We start from the raw sequence: 15,932 nt of genomic DNA on the forward strand, positions 1-15,932 counted from the left end.
TCACGGCTCAATACGAGGGTTGCACGCACCACCCCTGCACCACCGATGTCATGACCGTGACGACACAGGGAGCAGCAGCATGTGCGAGGACGACAACGCCGGGATCGGCAGGCGCGCGGTGTTCGTGACGGGAGCCGCCGCCGCGCTTACGTTGGGAAGCGTGAGCTTCGCCACAGCGGCACCGCGGGAAGAGCGGAGGAGAACCGTGCGCGGCACCCTGCCGCCCGGCTCCCCCGACTTCGTCTACGTCCCCTTCGAAGTCCCGGCCGGAGTGCGCGAGATACACGTCGCCTACTCCTACGACCGCCCCGCCGTCCCGGCCGGCACCCAGGGCAACGCCCTCGACATCGGCCTCTTCGACGAGCGCGGCACCGAGCTGGGCGGCCGGGGGTTCCGCGGCTGGTCGGGCGGGGCGCGCACGGAGTTCTTCGTCCGGGCGGACGACGCGACACCCGGGTACCTCCCGGGGCGGATCCGGCCGGGCACCTGGCACGTCGCCCTCGGCCCGTACACGGTCGCCCCGCAGGGCCTGGCGTACGAGATCACCATCACGCTGACGTACGGCGAGCAGGTGGAGACCCCCCGAGCGGTGTACCCGCCCGAGCGGGCCCGGGGGCGGGGCCGTGCCTGGTACCGGGGCGACTGCCACCTGCACTCCGAGTACTCCGACGGCCGCTACACCCTCGCCGAGATCGCGGAGCTGGCCCGTGCGGCGGGCCTGGACTTCATCAACTCCTCCGAGCACAACACCCAGTCGGCACACGCGCACTGGGCCGGCCTCGCCGGGGACGACCTGCTGATCCTGCTCGGCGAGGAGGTGACGACCCGCAACGGCCACGTCGTCGCCCTCGGCACCGACCCCGGCACCTTCGTCGACTGGCGCTACCGGGCCCGGGACAACCGCTTCGGCCGTTTCGCCCGGCAGATCCGCCGCGCGGGCGGCCTGGTCGTCCCGGCCCACCCGCACGCCACCTGCATCGGCTGCAACTGGAAGTTCGGCTTCGGCGAGGCCGACGCGGTCGAGGTGTGGAACGGCGCCTACACGCCCGACGACGAGGTGGCGCTGGCCGACTGGGACGGCATGCTGGTCGCCTCGGTGCGGGACGGCGGCCGGAGCTGGATCCCGGCGATGGGCAGCAGCGACTCCCACCGCTCCCCCGACGTCGTCGGACGCCCGCAGACCGTCGTCCTCGCCGACGACCTGACGCGGGAGGCGATCCAGGAGGGCATCAGGGCCGGCCGGTCCTACGTCGCCGAGTCGTCGCGGCTGTCGCTGGCCCTCACCGCCTCCGGCGGCCGGGGCGAGCACGCCGGGATCGGTGAGCGGCTGCGCGTGGACCGCGACACCCCGGTCACCGTCCGCCTGGAGGTGACCGGCGCCCCGCGCTGCACGGTGCGCCTCGTCACCGACCAGGGGGTGCTGTTCACCGGCGACCCGCTGCCGGTGTCCGGTGCGGGCGTCGTGGAGTGGCGGACGACCGCCTCGTACGCGGCGTATGTACGGGCGGAGGTACGGCACGAGGCGGCGGCCGGTCCGCTGCCGGGGGCGCTGGCGGCGTTCACGAACCCGGCGTTCCTGGGGCGGTAGGCGTCCCGGGTGTTCCTGGGGCGGTAGGCGTTTCCGGTGTTCCTGGGGCGGTCGCCTCCCCCCGGCCCTCCTGCGGCGGGGACCGCCCCTCCGTCGTCGAGGTCGGCGACGACCGCGCGTGGTCGGAGGGACCGCACCCGACGTACGCACGGACCGGGACACGCTCCCGCTGCCCGGGGCCCTGACGGCCCTCACCAGCCCGGCGTCCCCGGGACGGTGGCTGCCCCTCCGTCGTCGAGATCGGCGACGACCGCCGCGTGGTCGGAGGGGCGGACGCCGTCGACGGGGTGGTCGCCGGCCCGCCGTACCGCCCTGACCCGGCCGAGACCGCCGGGTCCGGGCGGGCCGACGTACACGTGGTCGATCCGCGCGGACAGCCCGCCCGGCCCGTCGGGGTCCCCCGGGCCCCAGGTGCCGGAGGGCACGCCGGGCCCGGCGTGCAGCCAGGCGTCGTGGAGCCGCGCCGTCCGCAGCGGGCGCACCTCCGGGGAGTCGGGGCGGGCGTTGAAGTCACCGGTGACGACGGCCGGGAAGCCGGTGCCGTGCCGGTGCGCGGCGACGAAGTCCACCAGGGCCGCGACCTGTGCGCGCCGCGCCTCGGACGCGCCGGCACCGGAGTTGAGGTGGACGGTGCAGAAGGGCACCTGGTGACCGGGCGCGTCCAGCCGGACGTGGAACGCCAGCCGCCCGTCGTCGACCTCGTCGGGCGCCGGCAGCCGCAGCACCGCGCGCTCCACGACGGGCCAGCGGCTGAGCACCGCGGTGCCGATGCCGACCGAGCCGTCCCCGATCCGCCGCTGCCACCGCTCGGGCGCGGGCGAGGGCGCCCAGGCCCAGTGCAGGCCGAGTTCCCGCGCAAGCCACCCGGCGAGGTTCTCCCCGTCGTCGGCGGCCCACACCTCCTGGAGCCCGACGACATCGGGCCGCAGCTCCCGCAGCACGGCGAGGATCGCCTTCTGCCGGTCGGCCCACGCCCCGAACCGCCACCACAGATTCCACGTCACCACGCGCACACCCGCACCACCCGTCCGTCCGCCACGCCCGCCCCGCCCGTCCCCCAGAGGTTTTCCGGGAACATGGCGACACAAGAGACGGGAGAGTGAACGAATGATGTCGATGCCGTCCGACTCCGGGAAGCCGCCCCAGGCCGAGACACCCGGAGCCGAGAAGAAGTACCGGACCGTCACGGCCTTCCAGCGCCGCCTCAACACCGTCGTACGCAGACTGCCCGGCCAGACCCTCCTCGAGACCACCGGCCGCGTCTCCGGCCTCCCCCGCCGCACACCGGTCGGCGGACGCCGGGTCGGCGACGACTTCTGGCTGGTCTCGGAATTCGGCGAACGGTCCCAGTACGTCCGCAACATCCGCGCCGACCCGCGCGTCCGGGTACGCATCCGGGGCCGCTGGCACCAGGGCACGGCCCACCTCCTCCCCGACGACGACCCCCTCGCCCGCCTGCGCCGGCTCCCCCGTCTCAACAGCCTGGCGGTACGGGCGATGGGCGTCGGGACCGGGCTGCTCACGGTGCGGGTGGAGCTGAAGGGGTAGCGCCAGGTGAGGAAGGTGTGATCGCCGCCTCCCACAGCTGACGCAGTCGGCATGAACAAGGCAAACTGGCCTGGTTGCTCAGGATGTCTAGGGGGACGACGGCATGGACGGTGGACCGCGGGTTCCGGAGCAGCGGCGTCCCGGAACCCCGGCGGAACCGGACGGGTCGGCCGCGCTCCGGTTCGGCGTGCTCGGACCGGTGCGGGCCTGGCGGGGCGAGGGGGCGCTGGCCACCGGCTCCCCGCAGCAGCGCGCCCTGCTGGCCGCGCTGCTGCTCCGCGAGGGCCGCACGGCGACGGCGGCCGAACTGATCGACGCCCTGTGGGGCGAGGAGCCGCCGTCGCAGGCGCTGGCGGCGGTGCGGACGTACGCGTCCCGGCTGCGGAAGATCCTGGACCCCGGGGTCCTGGTGACTGAGTCCGGCGGGTACGCCGTGCGGGGTCTCGCCGAAGGGGCGCTGGACCTCGCGGCGGCCCAGGACCTGGCCACCGGCGCCGAGAAGGCGCGGACCGCGGGGGACCTGTGCCACGCCCGTGACGCGCTCCGCCGCGCGCTGGCGCTGTGGGACGGCGAGGTGCTGGCGGGCGTTCCGGGACCCTATGCGGAGGCGCAGCGCGTCCGGCTGGAGGAGTGGCGGCTGCAACTCCTCGAAACATGCCTGGACATGGACCTGGAGCAGGGCTGCCACGCGGAGGCGGTGTCGGAGCTGACGGCGCTCACGGCGGAGCACCCGCTGCGGGAGCGCCTGCGCGAGCTGCTGATGCTGGCCCTGTACCGCAGCGGCCGCCAGGCAGAGGCCCTCGCGGTCTACGCGGACACGCGGCGGCTGCTCGCCGACGAACTCGGCGTCGACCCCCGCCCCGGCCTCCAGGAGCTCCAGCAGCGCATCCTCCGGGCCGACCCCGGCCTCGCCGAACCGTCGGCCCCGGCCGCGGAGACCGTGTCGTCCCCGGTGCGTCCGGCGCAACTCCCGGCCACGGTGCCCGACTTCACGGGCCGGGCCTCCTTCGTGCGCGAGCTGAGCGACGTACTGTCCGCCGCGTCCGGGGACGGGAGCGGGAAGTCCGGCCGCGTCATGGCGGTCTCCGCGCTGGCGGGCATCGGCGGCGTCGGCAAGACCACCCTCGCCGTGCACGTCGCCCACCAGGCGCGGGCCGCCTTCCCGGACGGGCAGCTGTACGTCGACCTCCAGGGCGCGGGCGCGCGGGCGGCGGAGCCGGAGACGGTGCTGGGCTCGTTCCTCCGCGCCCTCGGTACGCCCGACTCGGCCATCCCCGACTCCCTGGAGGAGCGCGCCGCCCTCTACCGCTCCGTGCTGGACGGGCGCCGCGTCCTCGTCCTCCTCGACAACGCCCGTGACGCCGCGCAGGTACGGCCGTTGCTGCCCGGCACGGAGGGCTGTGCGGCGCTGGTGACGGCGCGGGTGCGGATGGTGGATCTCGCCGGGGCGCAGCTGGTCGACCTGGACGTGATGTCTCCCGAGGAGGCGCTGGCCCTCTTCACGAAGATCGTGGGCGAGGAGCGGGTGGCCTCGGAGCGGGAGGCGGCCCTCGACGTGGTCGGCGCGTGCGGCTTCCTGCCGCTGGCGATCCGCATCGCGGCGTCCCGGCTCGCGGCCCGCCGCACCTGGACGGTCTCGGTCCTCGCGGCGAAGCTGGCGGACGAGCGCCGCCGCCTTGACGAACTCCAGGCCGGTGACCTGGCCGTCAAGGCCACCTTCGAGCTGGGCTACGGCCAGCTGGAGCGCGCCCAGGCCCGCGCCTTCCGCCTCCTCGGCCTGGCCGACGGCCCGGACATCTCCCTGGCGGCCGCGGCGGCGGTGCTGGACCTCCCCGTGGAGGACACGGAGGACCTCCTGGAGACCCTGGTCGACACGTCCCTCCTGGAATCGGCGGCCCCGGGCCGCTACCGCTTCCACGACCTGGTCCGCCTCTACGCGCGTGCGTGCGCGGAGCGGGACGAGCATCCGCCGAGCGAGCGGGGGGCGGCGCTGTCGCGGTTGCTGGACTTCTATCTGGCGACGGCGGCGGGCATCTACGCGATGGAGCGCCCGGGCGACCGGTTGGTGGATCACCTCGAACCGACCCGGAGCGGCGGGCTGACGTTCACCGAGGGCGCCAAGGCCCTGGACTGGCTGTACACCGAGGGCGAGTCCCTGCTGGCCTCGGTGCGGCAGTCGGTCGGCACGGACCGGCTGCGGGTCGGCGTGGATCTTCTCTGGGCCGCCAAGGACCTGGCCGAGTCGGGCGCCAACTCACGCCAGTACGAGGCCACGGCCAACGCGGTGTGCGGGGCGGCCCAGGCCGTCGGGGACCGCCGTACGGAGGGACGGGCGCGGGCGACGCTCACCAACGTCCTCCTGGTGTCCGGCCGAATCCGGCAGGCAGAGGAGGAGGCGCGGCGCGCGATGGAACAGGCCGCCTCGGCACGGGACGTCGCCGCGGGCAGCTGGGCCGCCAACGACCGCGGGCTCATCTGCCTGCACCAGCACCGGTACGCGGACGGCAAGGTCTTCTTCGACGAGGCCATCCGAGGATTCAGCGCGGCGGGCAACAGGGCCGGTGAGGCGACGACCTCGTTCAACCTGTCGCGTGCCCATCTCGCCATGGGCAACATCGGCAAGGCGGTGGACATCGCCCGGGACGGCCTCACCCTGCTGGCGAAGCTGGGCAGGACGGTGCGCGTGGCCAACGGCCACTACGCGCTGGGCATGGCGCTCACCCAGGCGGGGCGGCACACCGAGGCCCTCGGCCAGTTCAACGACGCGCTGACCGTCTTCGTGGACCATCGCCAGCGGCTGTGGGAAGGGACCACGCACTTCCGGATCGCCGAGGCGCACGTGGCCGCCCACCGCGCTGCCCAAGCGGCGCAGCACGCCGAACAAGCCCTCGCCATCGGGTGCATCGGGGGCGACCGGATGCGTGGCAACGTCCTCACCCTCCTCGGACGTTCCCTCTCCGCGCTGGGCCAGGTGGACCGGGCGAGGGCCTGCTGGCGCGAGGCCCTGAAGCTCTACGAGGAGAACAGCGCGCCGGAAGCCGACGACGTGCGCGCCCTGTTGGCGCCCGCCGACGCGGCCTGAGACCGGCGCAACGGCAGCGTTCAGCGTTCGTTTATCTCCCTCCGCGATGCTTCCAATCGCCAGACCGTCGCGTCGGGGGGCAGACGGTCACTGGGGGAGCCGGCCGGTTAGTGTTCGGCTCCGAACGCCCGTCCGGTGGCCCTCGGGGGAGCTTCCGGACGGGCGTTCCGCATCCGACCTCGTCGTTGCAGAGGAGCACGAATCGATGAGCGAGCAGAAGGCCACGCCCGCGAAGCCGCTGGACAATCAGATGCCCACGCCGCCGGCCAAGGACGAAGCCATCACCACGATGGACAACCAGATGCCCACCCCGCCGGCCAAGGACGAAGCCATCACCACGATGGACAACCAAATGCCCACCCCGCCCGCCCTGGACCGGGACGGCAAGTAGACCTACTTCCCTCACCGGGGGGACGGCCGCGGCGGCGCGGAGGGGAGCCGCCGCGGCCGTGGTCGTGGTCGTTTAAATGCGTCGACAGCGCGCGCCGCGACCCGGCAGAGTGGCCGCCCGTGACGAGCAGTGAGCTGTGGAGCCGCGCGACCGCCGACCGCTACGACGCCGAGGAGGCCGAGAACTCCTCGGCCGCCGCCCTCGCACCGGCCCTCGATTTCCTCGCCGGGCTCGCCGGAGACGGCCGCGCCCTCGAATTCGCCATCGGAACCGGCCGCGTGGGGGTCCCGCTCAGGGAACGCGGCGTCCCGGTGGCGGGCATCGAACTGTCCGAGCACATGGCCGCCGTGCTGCGGCGGAAGGCCGACGAGGACACCCTCCCGGTGACCATCGGGGACATGGCGAAGACCGTCGTCCCCGGCGAATTCGCCCTGGTCTACCTCGTCTACAACACGATCTCCAACCTGCTCACCCAGGACGAGCAGGTCGAGTGCTTCCGCAACGCCGCACGCCATCTGCGCCCCGGCGGCCGGTTCGTCATCGAGCTGGAGGTGCCCCCGCTGCGGCGCCTGCCGCCCGGTCAGGTCGCGGTGCCGTTCGACGTGTCCGACCGGCACCTCGGTTTCGACACCTTCGACCTGGTCGAGCAGATCCTCGTCTCGAACCACTTCACCCGCGACGAGCACACCGGTCAGTACCGCCGCGACAACTCCCGGCACCGGTACGCCTGGCCGGCCGAACTGGACCTGATGGCCCGGATCGCGGGGCTCGAACTGGAGCGCCGGGTCGCGGACTGGGACGGGTCGCCGTTCGTCCAGGACTCCGGCAAGCACATCTCCGTCTGGCGCAAGCCGGCCTGAGCGCGCCCCGGATCAGGTGGTCCGGGCGGTCCCCGTCCCCTTCTCCGCGTCGAGGGCGTACACGCAGCGGTCCTTGCTGCACGCGTAGACGATGCCGTCGCGGACGACCGGGGAGCCGGTGATCTCGCCGCCGGTCGCCAGCTTCCAGCGGAGGCGGCCGTCGTCGGCCTTCAGGGTGTACAGCAGGTGGTCCGTGGACCCGAAGTGGATACGGCCCTCGGCGACCGCGGGGGCGCCCACGATGTCGCCGCCCGCCTGGAAGCGCCACTTGGGGGTGCCGGTGACCGCGTCCAGGGTGTAGAGGCCCTTGCCACTGCCGACGTGGACGTGGCCCGCGGCGACCAGGACCGGGTCGGTGGAGGAGCGGGCCTCGGTCGCGATGCGCCAGCGGTCGCGGCCGTCGGTGGCGTCCAGGGCGTACACCGTGCCGAGGTAGTCGGCGAGGTAGACGCCGCCGCCGGTCACCGCGGGGCCGGGGACGAAGGCGGGCGGGGCGAGGAAGACCGCGGGGGCCTCGAAGTGCCAGCGGACGTGGCCGGAGGCGACCTCCAGGGCGAGGACCCGGGTGCCGGCCGCGACGTAGACGTAGCCGTCGGGTGCCTGGGTGACGCGGACCGGGACGCCGCCGCAGGAGGCCGCGTCGCCGATGGGGTACGACCATCTCTCGTCGCCGGTGCGCGCGTCCAGGGCGCGCAGGCGGGCGTCCTGCCAGACGTACACCGTGCCGTCGTGGAGGACCGCTCCGGCCTCGGGGGACTCGAAGTCGGTCTGGGCGCCGGTGATCTCCCAGAGCTTCTGGCCGCCGGAGGTCTCCCACCCCTGGACGCCGCCGCCGCGGGTGGCGGTGACGACGGTGCCGCGGTCGGCCTGGAGGGAGTACACCCAGGCGTCGGTCTGGACGCGCCAGAGGTCGCCGCCCTCGCGGGCGTCCAGGGCGAACAGGGTCGGGCCGTCGGAGGCGTGGATACGGCCGTCCGCGACCGCCATCGACCAGGCGACGTCCCGGGTCTTGAAGCGGCGGCGTCCGGTGGCCACGTCCAGCGCGTGCACCTCGAAGGAGGTGACGTAGACGAGGTCCTCGGCGACGCGGGGGGTGCCCCAGACGTCGTTGGACATGCGGAAGCGCCAGGGGCGCCAGCCGGCCGGTGACGCCTCGGGCGGCGCGGTGGGCACGGGCGGGGCGGCCGGCAGCGCGGGGTCGACGCCGTTGACGCCGGGGCGCACCCGGGACCAGGAGGCGGTGAGGGCGGACTCCGGCGGGGGTGCCGCGACGGCGGCGGCGCGCATGTCGGCGACGCGCGGTCCGGGGCCGATGGGCACCTGCCCGCCGGCCAGCCGGACCGGTCCGGCGTCGGGCGCGCCGACTGGCGCCGGGACGGACGGTCCGCGCGTGGGCGGCGCCGGTACGACGGGGTCGTGCGCGGGCGGCGGCGGCAGTTGGGGCGACGGAACGGCCGGGCGTCCGCCGGACGGGCCCGGGCCGCGTCCGGCGGACGGAGCGGGCCGGCCACCGCGGCGGCCACCGCGGCGGCTCTCGATGAGACCCACCGCCCGCTCGGGCAGCCACGCCGACGCCGTACCGCTGTCGTCGGAGCCGGAGCCGAAGAGGTGCGGGGCGAGCTGGGCCTGGAGGTCGGCGGGGTTGGGGCGGCCGGCGGCCTCCATCTGCATGCAGGACTCGATGAGCGGACGCAGCTCGTCCGGGAGTCCTTCGAGATCGGGGCCCTCGCGCAGCAGCATGAAGACGGTCTCGACCGGATTGGCCCCGTGGAAGGGCGGGTGCCCGGTGGCGGCGAAGACCAGCATCGAGCCGAGCGAGAACACGTCACTGGCGCCGGTGACGCTGCGGGAGTCCTTCGCCTGCTCCGGGGACATGTAGGCGGGCGTGCCGACGGCGACGTTCGTCATGGTCAGACGGGTGTTCGAGACGCCGGACGCGATGCCGAAGTCGATCACGCGGGGGCCGTCCTCGACGACGAGGACGTTGGAGGGCTTGAGGTCGCGGTGGACCAGGCCCGCGCCGTGGATGGACTGGAGCGCCTCCGCGACGCCCGCCGCCAGCCAGCGCACCGCCTGGGCCGGGAGCGGGCCGCACTCGTTCACTATCTCCTCGAGGGAGGGCGCGGGAACGTACGCGGTGGCCAGCCACGGCACCGCGGCGCGCGGGTCGGCGTCGACCACGGCCGCCGTGTAGAAGCCCGAGACCGCGCGGGCCGCCTCCACCTCGCGCGTGAAGCGGACGCGGAACAGCTGGTCCTCCGCCAGCTCCGTGCGCACCGTCTTGATCGCCACGCGCCGCCCGGACGCCGAGCGCGCGAGGAAGACCAGCCCCATGCCGCCGGCCCCGAGCCGGCCCAGCACCTCGAACGGCCCGATCCGCCGCGGATCGTGCTGCATCAGCTGATCCACCACTTGCCTGCCCACCTCCCCGTACGGGCCGCGCCACCCACTTATGTACGCGACCGAAGTGCAGCGTCTCACCACCGCACCTGCGTGGCGCCACGCACCCTGATTCTTCCTGTCCGAGGCGCTGGTGGCGAACCTGGGGACAATCGGGGTGTCTCATCACATCCCGGGCGCCGGGGCTCCGCCGCCCGGTCCCGGTTCAGCGCTGGAGCAGCGCGAACGACGCCCCCTGGCCGTCCGAGACCACCGCCGCCCTCCCGTACGACGTCTCGAAGGGCGGGACCCGCACCCGGCCGCCGAGCCGGGCCACCGTCCCGAGGGCGGCCTCGACATCCCGGACCAGGAAGTGGACGAGGAAGTGCGGCGGCATCTCGGCGGGGAAGACGCCCGAGACCGGGGCGCGGCCGAAGTCGGGGTCGGCGTCCGGGCCGAAGAGGGCGTCGCGGAACAGGTCGCCGTAGAAGGCGTTCGCGGCGTCGGTGTCGCGGGCGTACAGCTCGGCCCAGGCGAAGGTGCCGGGCTCGTGCCGGCGCCCGAAGCCGGGGTGGCCGTCCGGCTCCCAGAGCGCGAAGACGGCGCCCTCGGGGTCGGCGGCGAGGGCGCTGGTGCCGAGGTCGCCGACCTCGTGGGGCGGGGTGACGACCTGACCGCCGGCCTCCCGGATCCGCCCGGCGAGCGCGCGGGCGTCCGGGGTGTGGAAGTACACGGTCCACACGGTGGGCATCCGGCCGTCCGTCTTGCGGACGAGACCGGCGACCGGCTCACCGTCCAGGGAGGCCCGCAGTGACTCCGTCGTCTCCTCGAAGGTCCAGCCGAACAGCTCGCCGTAGAAGCGTCTGCCCGCCTCGACGTCGGAGAGCTGGGCCTCCACCCAGCAGGGGGTGCCCTCCGGGCGGCCTGTGCCCTCCGGGCGGTCGGTGCCCTCCGGGCGGTCGGTGCCCTCCGGGCGGTCGGACGGACGGGCTGTCGCCCTCTTCTCGGATGCCCCGTTTTCAGCCATGCCGTCAACGTAGCCGCGTCGCCCGCACCGCGCAGACCGGCGCACCAGCGTCTCTCCGCGCGAAGGGCCTCTCAGGTCTCCGCGCAAAGGGCCTCTCGGGCCCTCGCACCCCATTTGCAGTCGGCCGAATCGCGCTCGGAACGCCCGTCGGTAAGCTGACGGCATGACAGGACAAGTGCGTACCGTCGACGGCCGCGTGGCCGGTCGACGTGGGCAGGCGACCCGGCAGAAACTGCTCGACTGCCTCAGCGAAATGCTCAGCTCCTCCCCCTATCGCGATGTCAAAGTCATCGATGTCGCCCGCAAGGCCGGCACCTCGCCCGCGACCTTCTACCAGTACTTCCCGGACGTCGAGGGCGCCGTGCTGGAGATCGCCGAGACCATGGCCGCCGAGAGCGCGTCGCTGGCCGGACTGACGGCGGGCCGTTCATGGGTCGGCAAGGCCGGCTGGCAGACGGCACAGGAACTCGTCGACGGATTCATGGAGTTCTGGCGGAAGAACGACGCGATTCTCCGCGTGATCGACCTCGGTGCGGCCGAAGGGGATAAACGTTTCTCCAAGATCCGCATGAAGATCCTCAACTCGGTGAACTCCTCCCTCGCGGACTCCGTCGCCGACCTCCAGGCCAAGGGCAAGGTCGACAAGGACGTGAACCCCGCGGCGATCGCGGGTTCCCTGGTCGTGATGCTCGCGGCCGTCGCCTCCCACCAGAAGGGTTTCTCCTCCTGGGGCGTCAAGCAGACCGAACTCAAGCCAAATCTGGCCCTGTTGATGTACCTGGGCGTCACCGGCAAGAAGCCCACGAAGTAGAAGCAGCACGAAGCGGTACCCGGGCAGTACGCCAGGCACCAAGCCCGTCAGCTCCCCCGCTTCCCCGCTCCACCACTTCGCCGCGCCTCCGGCACCACCTCACCTGCCCCGCCCGCCGACCGCCCGCCCGAACTCGGCGACCGTGTCCCGCGCCAGGCGTTCTCCGCACCAGGCCGCACCGACACGACGAACGACGCCTCGAAGTTCGGCCCCGCGACGGCCAGGATCGGGGAACAGCCCCGCACCCGGCCGGTGTTGTGCTCAACGCCGACGCCCGTAACCGCTGGAGGAGACCACGATGGCCCTGACCCGCGAAGAGCGTGAGAAGTTCCTGGCCGAACCGCACGTCGCCGCGTTCGCGGTCGACGCGGAAGCCGGCCGCGCTCCGCTGACCGTGCCGATCTGGTACCAGTACGAACCCGGCGGCGACGTGTGGATCATGACCGGCCTCGACAGCCGCAAGAACCAGCGGATCCGCGCCGCGGGCCGGTTCTCGCTGATGGTCGACCGGCTGGAGCCCACCATCCGGTACGTGTCCGTGGAGGGGCCGGTCGTGGACACGGTCCCCGCCACCGAGGAGAAGCTGCGGGAGCTCTCCGCCCGCTACCTCCCCGCCGAGAAGGTCGACGGGTACGTCGCCTTCGCCCTGGCGAACCACGGCGAGCAGGTCATCGTGCGGATGCGGCCCGAGCGCTGGGTCTCCTCCGACCTCGGCACGGTGTGAAGAGCGTCCACGAGCTGCTGCGGTCGCTGCGGGTGTGGGACCCCGCGGTCACCGAGCTGCCGCCCTTCGACCCGTCCGGCGCCCCGGGCGACCCGGTGGACCTGTTCACGCGCTGGTTCGCGGAGGCGGTGGCCGCCGGCCAGACCGAGCCGCACACCGTGTCGCTGGCGACGTCCGACGCCGACGGGCTGCCCGACGTACGCATCGTGATGCTGCACGGCGCGGACGCGGGCGGCTGGTCCTTCGCCACGCACGCCGACAGCCGCAAGGGCCGCCAGCTGGCCGGGCGCCCGTATGCCGCGCTCGCCTTCTACTGGCCGGTGCTGGGCCGCCAGGTGCGGGTGCGCGGCCCGGTCACCGCGGCGCCGGCCGAGGAGGCGATGGCCGACCTGCACGCGCGGTCGACGGGCGCGCTGGCCGCGGCCCTCACCGGCAGGCAGAGCGCGGAGCTGGACTCGCCGGACGAGCTGACCCGCGCCTCGGAGGCGGCCTGGCAGCGCGCCGCCCGCGAACCGACGGCACCCGCCCCGACCTGGACCCTGTACCGCCTCCGCCCGCACGAGGTGGAGTTCTTCCAGGGCGAGCCCCACAGACGCCACGTACGCCTCGCCTACCGGCGGACGGAGCACGAGACGGGCTGGCATCAGCGGCTGCTGTGGCCGTGAGCGGCGGGGCGTCGGGTCGGGCACGAGACTCCGGGACGCCGGGTCGGCGCGTCCGGCGTCCGTCAGCGTGCCGCCGGTGTCGGCGGTTCCGCGTCCGTGGCGATGCGGGCGTGGAGGTGTACGTCGCGGAAGCGGTCGTGGCGGCCGGTCTGGAACATGGCCTCGCGCAGCGTGCCCTCGCCGGGGTAGCCGCACTTCTCCGCGATGCGGCAGGAGGCGTCGTGGCCCACCGCGTGGCCCAGTTCCAGGCGGTGCAGGCCGAGTTCGGCGAAGGCCCAGCGCGAGGCGAGCAGCAGGGAGCGGACGGCGACGCCCCGGCCGCGGGCCTCGGGGAGCACCCAGTAGCCGACCCGGGCCACCTTCATCGGGCGGCTGATCTCGTTGACGCCCATGTGCCCCAGCGTCGCCCCGCTCTCCGCGTCCGTGACGCGGAAGGACACGGATCTGCCGCCGGCCTCGTCCCGGGCCCGGGCGCGCAGCGCCTCGCGGGCCCCCGCGAGGTCGGTCCACAGCTTGAGCGGGGTGTTCCAGCGCTGGAACTCGGGGTCCAGGCAGCCGCGGAGCCACGCCTCCACGTCGGCGTCGGAGTCCGGGTCCCAGGAGCGCAGGCGCAGACCGTGTCCGCGGGGTTCGGTCGGGGAGGGGTCGAGGGCGTGCGTACGTGTGTGGGCCATCCGGCCATTGAAGCGGACCCGCGCCGGTCGTGACCGATCCGCAACCGATTCCGGTCTTGACCGAGACCCATCAACCCGGAGCGCGATTACGCTCGCCGCATGGCCGACTCCACAGCGTCCGCTGAACCGCAGCCCGCACACCCCGCGGACCGCCCCGTGTACGTCATAGGCGCGGGTCCCGGCGGTCTCGCCGTCGCCCAGGCGCTGCGCGCCCGCGGCCTGCGGGCGGTGGTCCTGGAGCGCGCCGAACACGTCGGCGACTCGTGGCGGCGCCACTACGACCGGCTGCGGCTGCACACCACCCGGCGGCTGTCCGCGCTGCCCGGCCTCGCGATGCCGCGCAGGTTCGGGCGGTGGGTGTCCCGCGACGACGTCGTGCGCTACCTGGAGAAGTACGTCGAGTACCACCAGCTGGAGATCGTCACCGGCGTGGAGGTCTTCCGCGTCGAGCGGGCGTCCGGCGGCGGCTGGCTGCTGCACGCCTCCGGGGGGCGCGAGCTGACCGGGGCCGCGGTCGTGGTCGCCACCGGCTTCAACCACACCCCGCGCGTGCCGGACTGGCCCGGCCGGGACACGTACACCGGCGAGTTCCGGCACGCCGCCGAGTACCGCGACGCGGCCCCGTACGCGGGCCGGGACGTCCTGGTCGTCGGGGTCGGCAACACCGGTGCCGAGATCGCCGTGGACCTGGTGGAGGGCGGCGCCTCCCGGGTCCGGCTCGCCGTGCGCACGGCGCCGCACATCGTCCGCCGCTCGACCGCCGGGTGGGCGGCCCAGTACACCGGCATCCTGTGCCGGCGGCTGCCGGTCGCGCTGGTGGACCGGCTGGCCCGGCCGCTGGCCCGGATCAGCGTGCCCGACCTGTCGGCGCGGGGGCTGCCGCGGCCCGGCACCGGGCTCTACAGCCGGGTGGCCGAGGGTGCCATCCCGGTGCAGGACGTGGGTCTGATCGACGCGGTGCGCGGCGGCCGGGTGGAGGTCGTCGCCGCGGTGGACGGCTTCGAGGACGGCAAGATCCTCCTGGCCGACGGCACCCGTCTCGCCCCCGACGCGGTGATCGCGGCCACGGGGTACCGGCGGGGCCTGGAGGGCCTGGTCGGCCACCTCGACGTCCTCGACGACCGCGGCAGACCGCTCGCACGCGGCGCCGCCACCCCGCCCGACGCCCCCGGCCTGTACTTCACCGGCTTCACCAACCCCATCAGCGGCATGCTCCGCGAACTGGCGCTCGACGCGGAGCGGATCGCCAAGGCGGTGACGAAGCGGGAGGCAGGCCGGGTGTCCCGCCTGCCCGGCTAGTCCCTGGTGAGAATGCGCAGCTCACCGGCGTCCGGGTCGCCGAACAGCACGAACAGTTCGGGAGCCTGCTCGCTCCCACTGATCGTCCAGTGGGTCTCCTCCCCGCACCCCCCGTCGAGCCGGACCACGACGCCCTCGCGCTCGCCGTACGGGCCGCGGACCCAGGTGCCCGTACCGCTGCACCTGGTGTGGCCCCGGTACGTGTCGAAGTCGGGCCGGGCCGGGACCCGGGTCAGCTCGGCCCGACCGCCCGGGGCCAGTCTCAGTACCGCCCCGTGGTCTCCGCGCCAGTCTCCGACGAGCTGCCTGTCGGAGAGGGCGGGGGGCTCGTACTCGTCGGCCAGGGCCGCCACGCTCAGCCCGCCGACAACGAAGAGAACGAAGCAGACACCGGCCGCACGGAACCAGACGCTCCATCCGCCCCACGCCCGCTCGCGCAGTGGGGCGAGGAACAGGACGGGCAGAATCCCGGCGCCGGCGAACCACGGGAGCGTGTCCCGCAGCGGCCAGTCCCACACCATGTGTCCCAGCCCGGCCCAACCGGCTCCGACCAGCGCGGACGTCACCATGTGCCAGGCCCACTCGGGACCGCGCAGGCGGCGTCGGAGGAGACGGGCCGCGGTCGCGGCGGGCATGATCTGCGCGCTGGAGTGCAGGACTCCGAGGAGCGGCAGGATCAGCGGCACGCAGAGGATGCCGAAAAGGCCCTCGCCACGCCCGTAGTCGTCGTGCCCGGCGCTCACGAGGAACCACCACGCCAGCCAGACGAGCGGCAGCTGCGTCGCACACAGCGCCGCCGCCACGTTCCACTCGTCGTTCGACCACGTCAGGCGCCCGCGCCCGGCCATCCCCTGCCCCCACCCCATGCCCGCACCCTAAGACCC

Annotated in this window: 14 protein-coding genes; 9 read left to right on the forward strand and 5 right to left on the reverse strand. The window is 74.0% G+C overall.

Annotated elements, in window-relative coordinates:
- Positions 1-79 precede the first annotated feature (79 nt).
- The gene (locus ACFW01_RS04830) at positions 80-1,588 is read left to right on the forward strand and encodes a CehA/McbA family metallohydrolase (protein ID WP_384502388.1); all 1,509 of its coding nucleotides are present in this window, start codon (positions 80-82) and stop codon (positions 1,586-1,588) included.
- A gap of 191 nt (positions 1,589-1,779) precedes the next feature.
- On the opposite strand, the gene ACFW01_RS04835 is transcribed toward ACFW01_RS04830, so the two are convergent.
- Positions 1,780-2,601, reverse strand: coding sequence for an endonuclease/exonuclease/phosphatase family protein (locus ACFW01_RS04835; RefSeq protein WP_384502389.1), 822 nt, complete (start codon positions 2,599-2,601; stop codon positions 1,780-1,782).
- 97 nt (positions 2,602-2,698) lie between these two features.
- On the opposite strand from ACFW01_RS04835, the gene ACFW01_RS04840 reads away from it, so the two are divergent.
- The 4 genes from ACFW01_RS04840 to ACFW01_RS04855 all read left to right on the forward strand — a co-directional run bounded on the left by ACFW01_RS04840 (position 2,699) and on the right by ACFW01_RS04855 (position 7,469).
- Complete coding sequence (locus ACFW01_RS04840; RefSeq protein ID WP_384502455.1) at positions 2,699-3,136, forward strand: nitroreductase family deazaflavin-dependent oxidoreductase; 438 nt, start codon at positions 2,699-2,701, stop codon at positions 3,134-3,136.
- A 103-nt stretch (positions 3,137-3,239) separates the two neighbouring features.
- Positions 3,240-6,218: a BTAD domain-containing putative transcriptional regulator gene (locus ACFW01_RS04845; protein ID WP_384502390.1), complete on the forward strand. Its 2,979-nt coding sequence runs from the start codon at positions 3,240-3,242 to the stop codon at positions 6,216-6,218.
- A 205-nt stretch (positions 6,219-6,423) separates the two neighbouring features.
- A complete protein-coding gene (locus ACFW01_RS04850; protein WP_234957158.1) occupies positions 6,424-6,609 on the forward strand; it encodes a hypothetical protein in 186 nt (61 codons plus the stop codon).
- A 119-nt stretch (positions 6,610-6,728) separates the two neighbouring features.
- Positions 6,729-7,469, forward strand: coding sequence for a class I SAM-dependent methyltransferase (locus tag ACFW01_RS04855; RefSeq protein WP_234957157.1), 741 nt, complete (start codon positions 6,729-6,731; stop codon positions 7,467-7,469).
- Positions 7,470-7,481: 12 nt separating this feature from the next.
- On the opposite strand, the gene ACFW01_RS04860 is transcribed toward ACFW01_RS04855, so the two are convergent.
- Both ACFW01_RS04860 and ACFW01_RS04865 read right to left on the reverse strand, forming a co-directional pair.
- Positions 7,482-9,881 carry a PQQ-binding-like beta-propeller repeat protein gene (locus tag ACFW01_RS04860; protein WP_234957156.1) on the reverse strand — a complete coding sequence of 800 codons (2,400 nt, stop codon included), beginning with the start codon at positions 9,879-9,881 and terminating at the stop codon, positions 7,482-7,484.
- 193 nt (positions 9,882-10,074) lie between these two features.
- Positions 10,075-10,875, reverse strand: a complete 801-nt coding sequence (locus ACFW01_RS04865) for a VOC family protein (protein ID WP_384502391.1) — start codon at positions 10,873-10,875, stop codon at positions 10,075-10,077.
- Between the two features lie 175 nt (positions 10,876-11,050).
- On the opposite strand from ACFW01_RS04865, the gene ACFW01_RS04870 reads away from it, so the two are divergent.
- From ACFW01_RS04870 to ACFW01_RS04880, 3 genes are all read left to right on the forward strand, one after another.
- Positions 11,051-11,686, forward strand: coding sequence for a TetR family transcriptional regulator (locus tag ACFW01_RS04870; protein WP_234957308.1), 636 nt, complete (start codon positions 11,051-11,053; stop codon positions 11,684-11,686).
- Between the two features lie 298 nt (positions 11,687-11,984).
- The gene (locus ACFW01_RS04875) at positions 11,985-12,410 is read left to right on the forward strand and encodes a pyridoxamine 5'-phosphate oxidase family protein (RefSeq protein WP_234957155.1); all 426 of its coding nucleotides are present in this window, start codon (positions 11,985-11,987) and stop codon (positions 12,408-12,410) included.
- Positions 12,407-13,075, forward strand: coding sequence for a pyridoxal 5'-phosphate synthase (locus ACFW01_RS04880; RefSeq protein ID WP_234957154.1), 669 nt, complete (start codon positions 12,407-12,409; stop codon positions 13,073-13,075). Before ACFW01_RS04875 ends, ACFW01_RS04880 begins: the two co-directional genes overlap by 4 nt.
- Before the next feature lie 62 nt (positions 13,076-13,137).
- Here ACFW01_RS04880 and ACFW01_RS04885 read toward each other — a convergent pair whose 3' ends face one another.
- Entirely contained in the window at positions 13,138-13,749 is a 612-nt protein-coding gene (locus ACFW01_RS04885; RefSeq protein ID WP_384502392.1) for a GNAT family N-acetyltransferase, read from the reverse strand.
- Between the two features lie 99 nt (positions 13,750-13,848).
- Here ACFW01_RS04885 and ACFW01_RS04890 point away from each other — a divergent pair, with 99 nt between their 5' ends.
- A complete protein-coding gene (locus ACFW01_RS04890) occupies positions 13,849-15,048 on the forward strand; it encodes an NAD(P)/FAD-dependent oxidoreductase (RefSeq protein ID WP_234957152.1) in 1,200 nt (399 codons plus the stop codon).
- Here ACFW01_RS04890 and ACFW01_RS04895 read toward each other — a convergent pair.
- Entirely contained in the window at positions 15,045-15,914 is an 870-nt protein-coding gene (locus tag ACFW01_RS04895; protein ID WP_234957151.1) for a hypothetical protein, read from the reverse strand. The genes ACFW01_RS04890 and ACFW01_RS04895 overlap by 4 nt on opposite strands.
- Between the last annotated feature and the right edge of the window lie 18 nt (positions 15,915-15,932).

The sequence above is a fragment of the Streptomyces sp. NPDC058985 genome (assembly GCF_042740985.1).
In the GTDB taxonomy this organism is placed as follows: domain Bacteria; phylum Actinomycetota; class Actinomycetes; order Streptomycetales; family Streptomycetaceae; genus Streptomyces.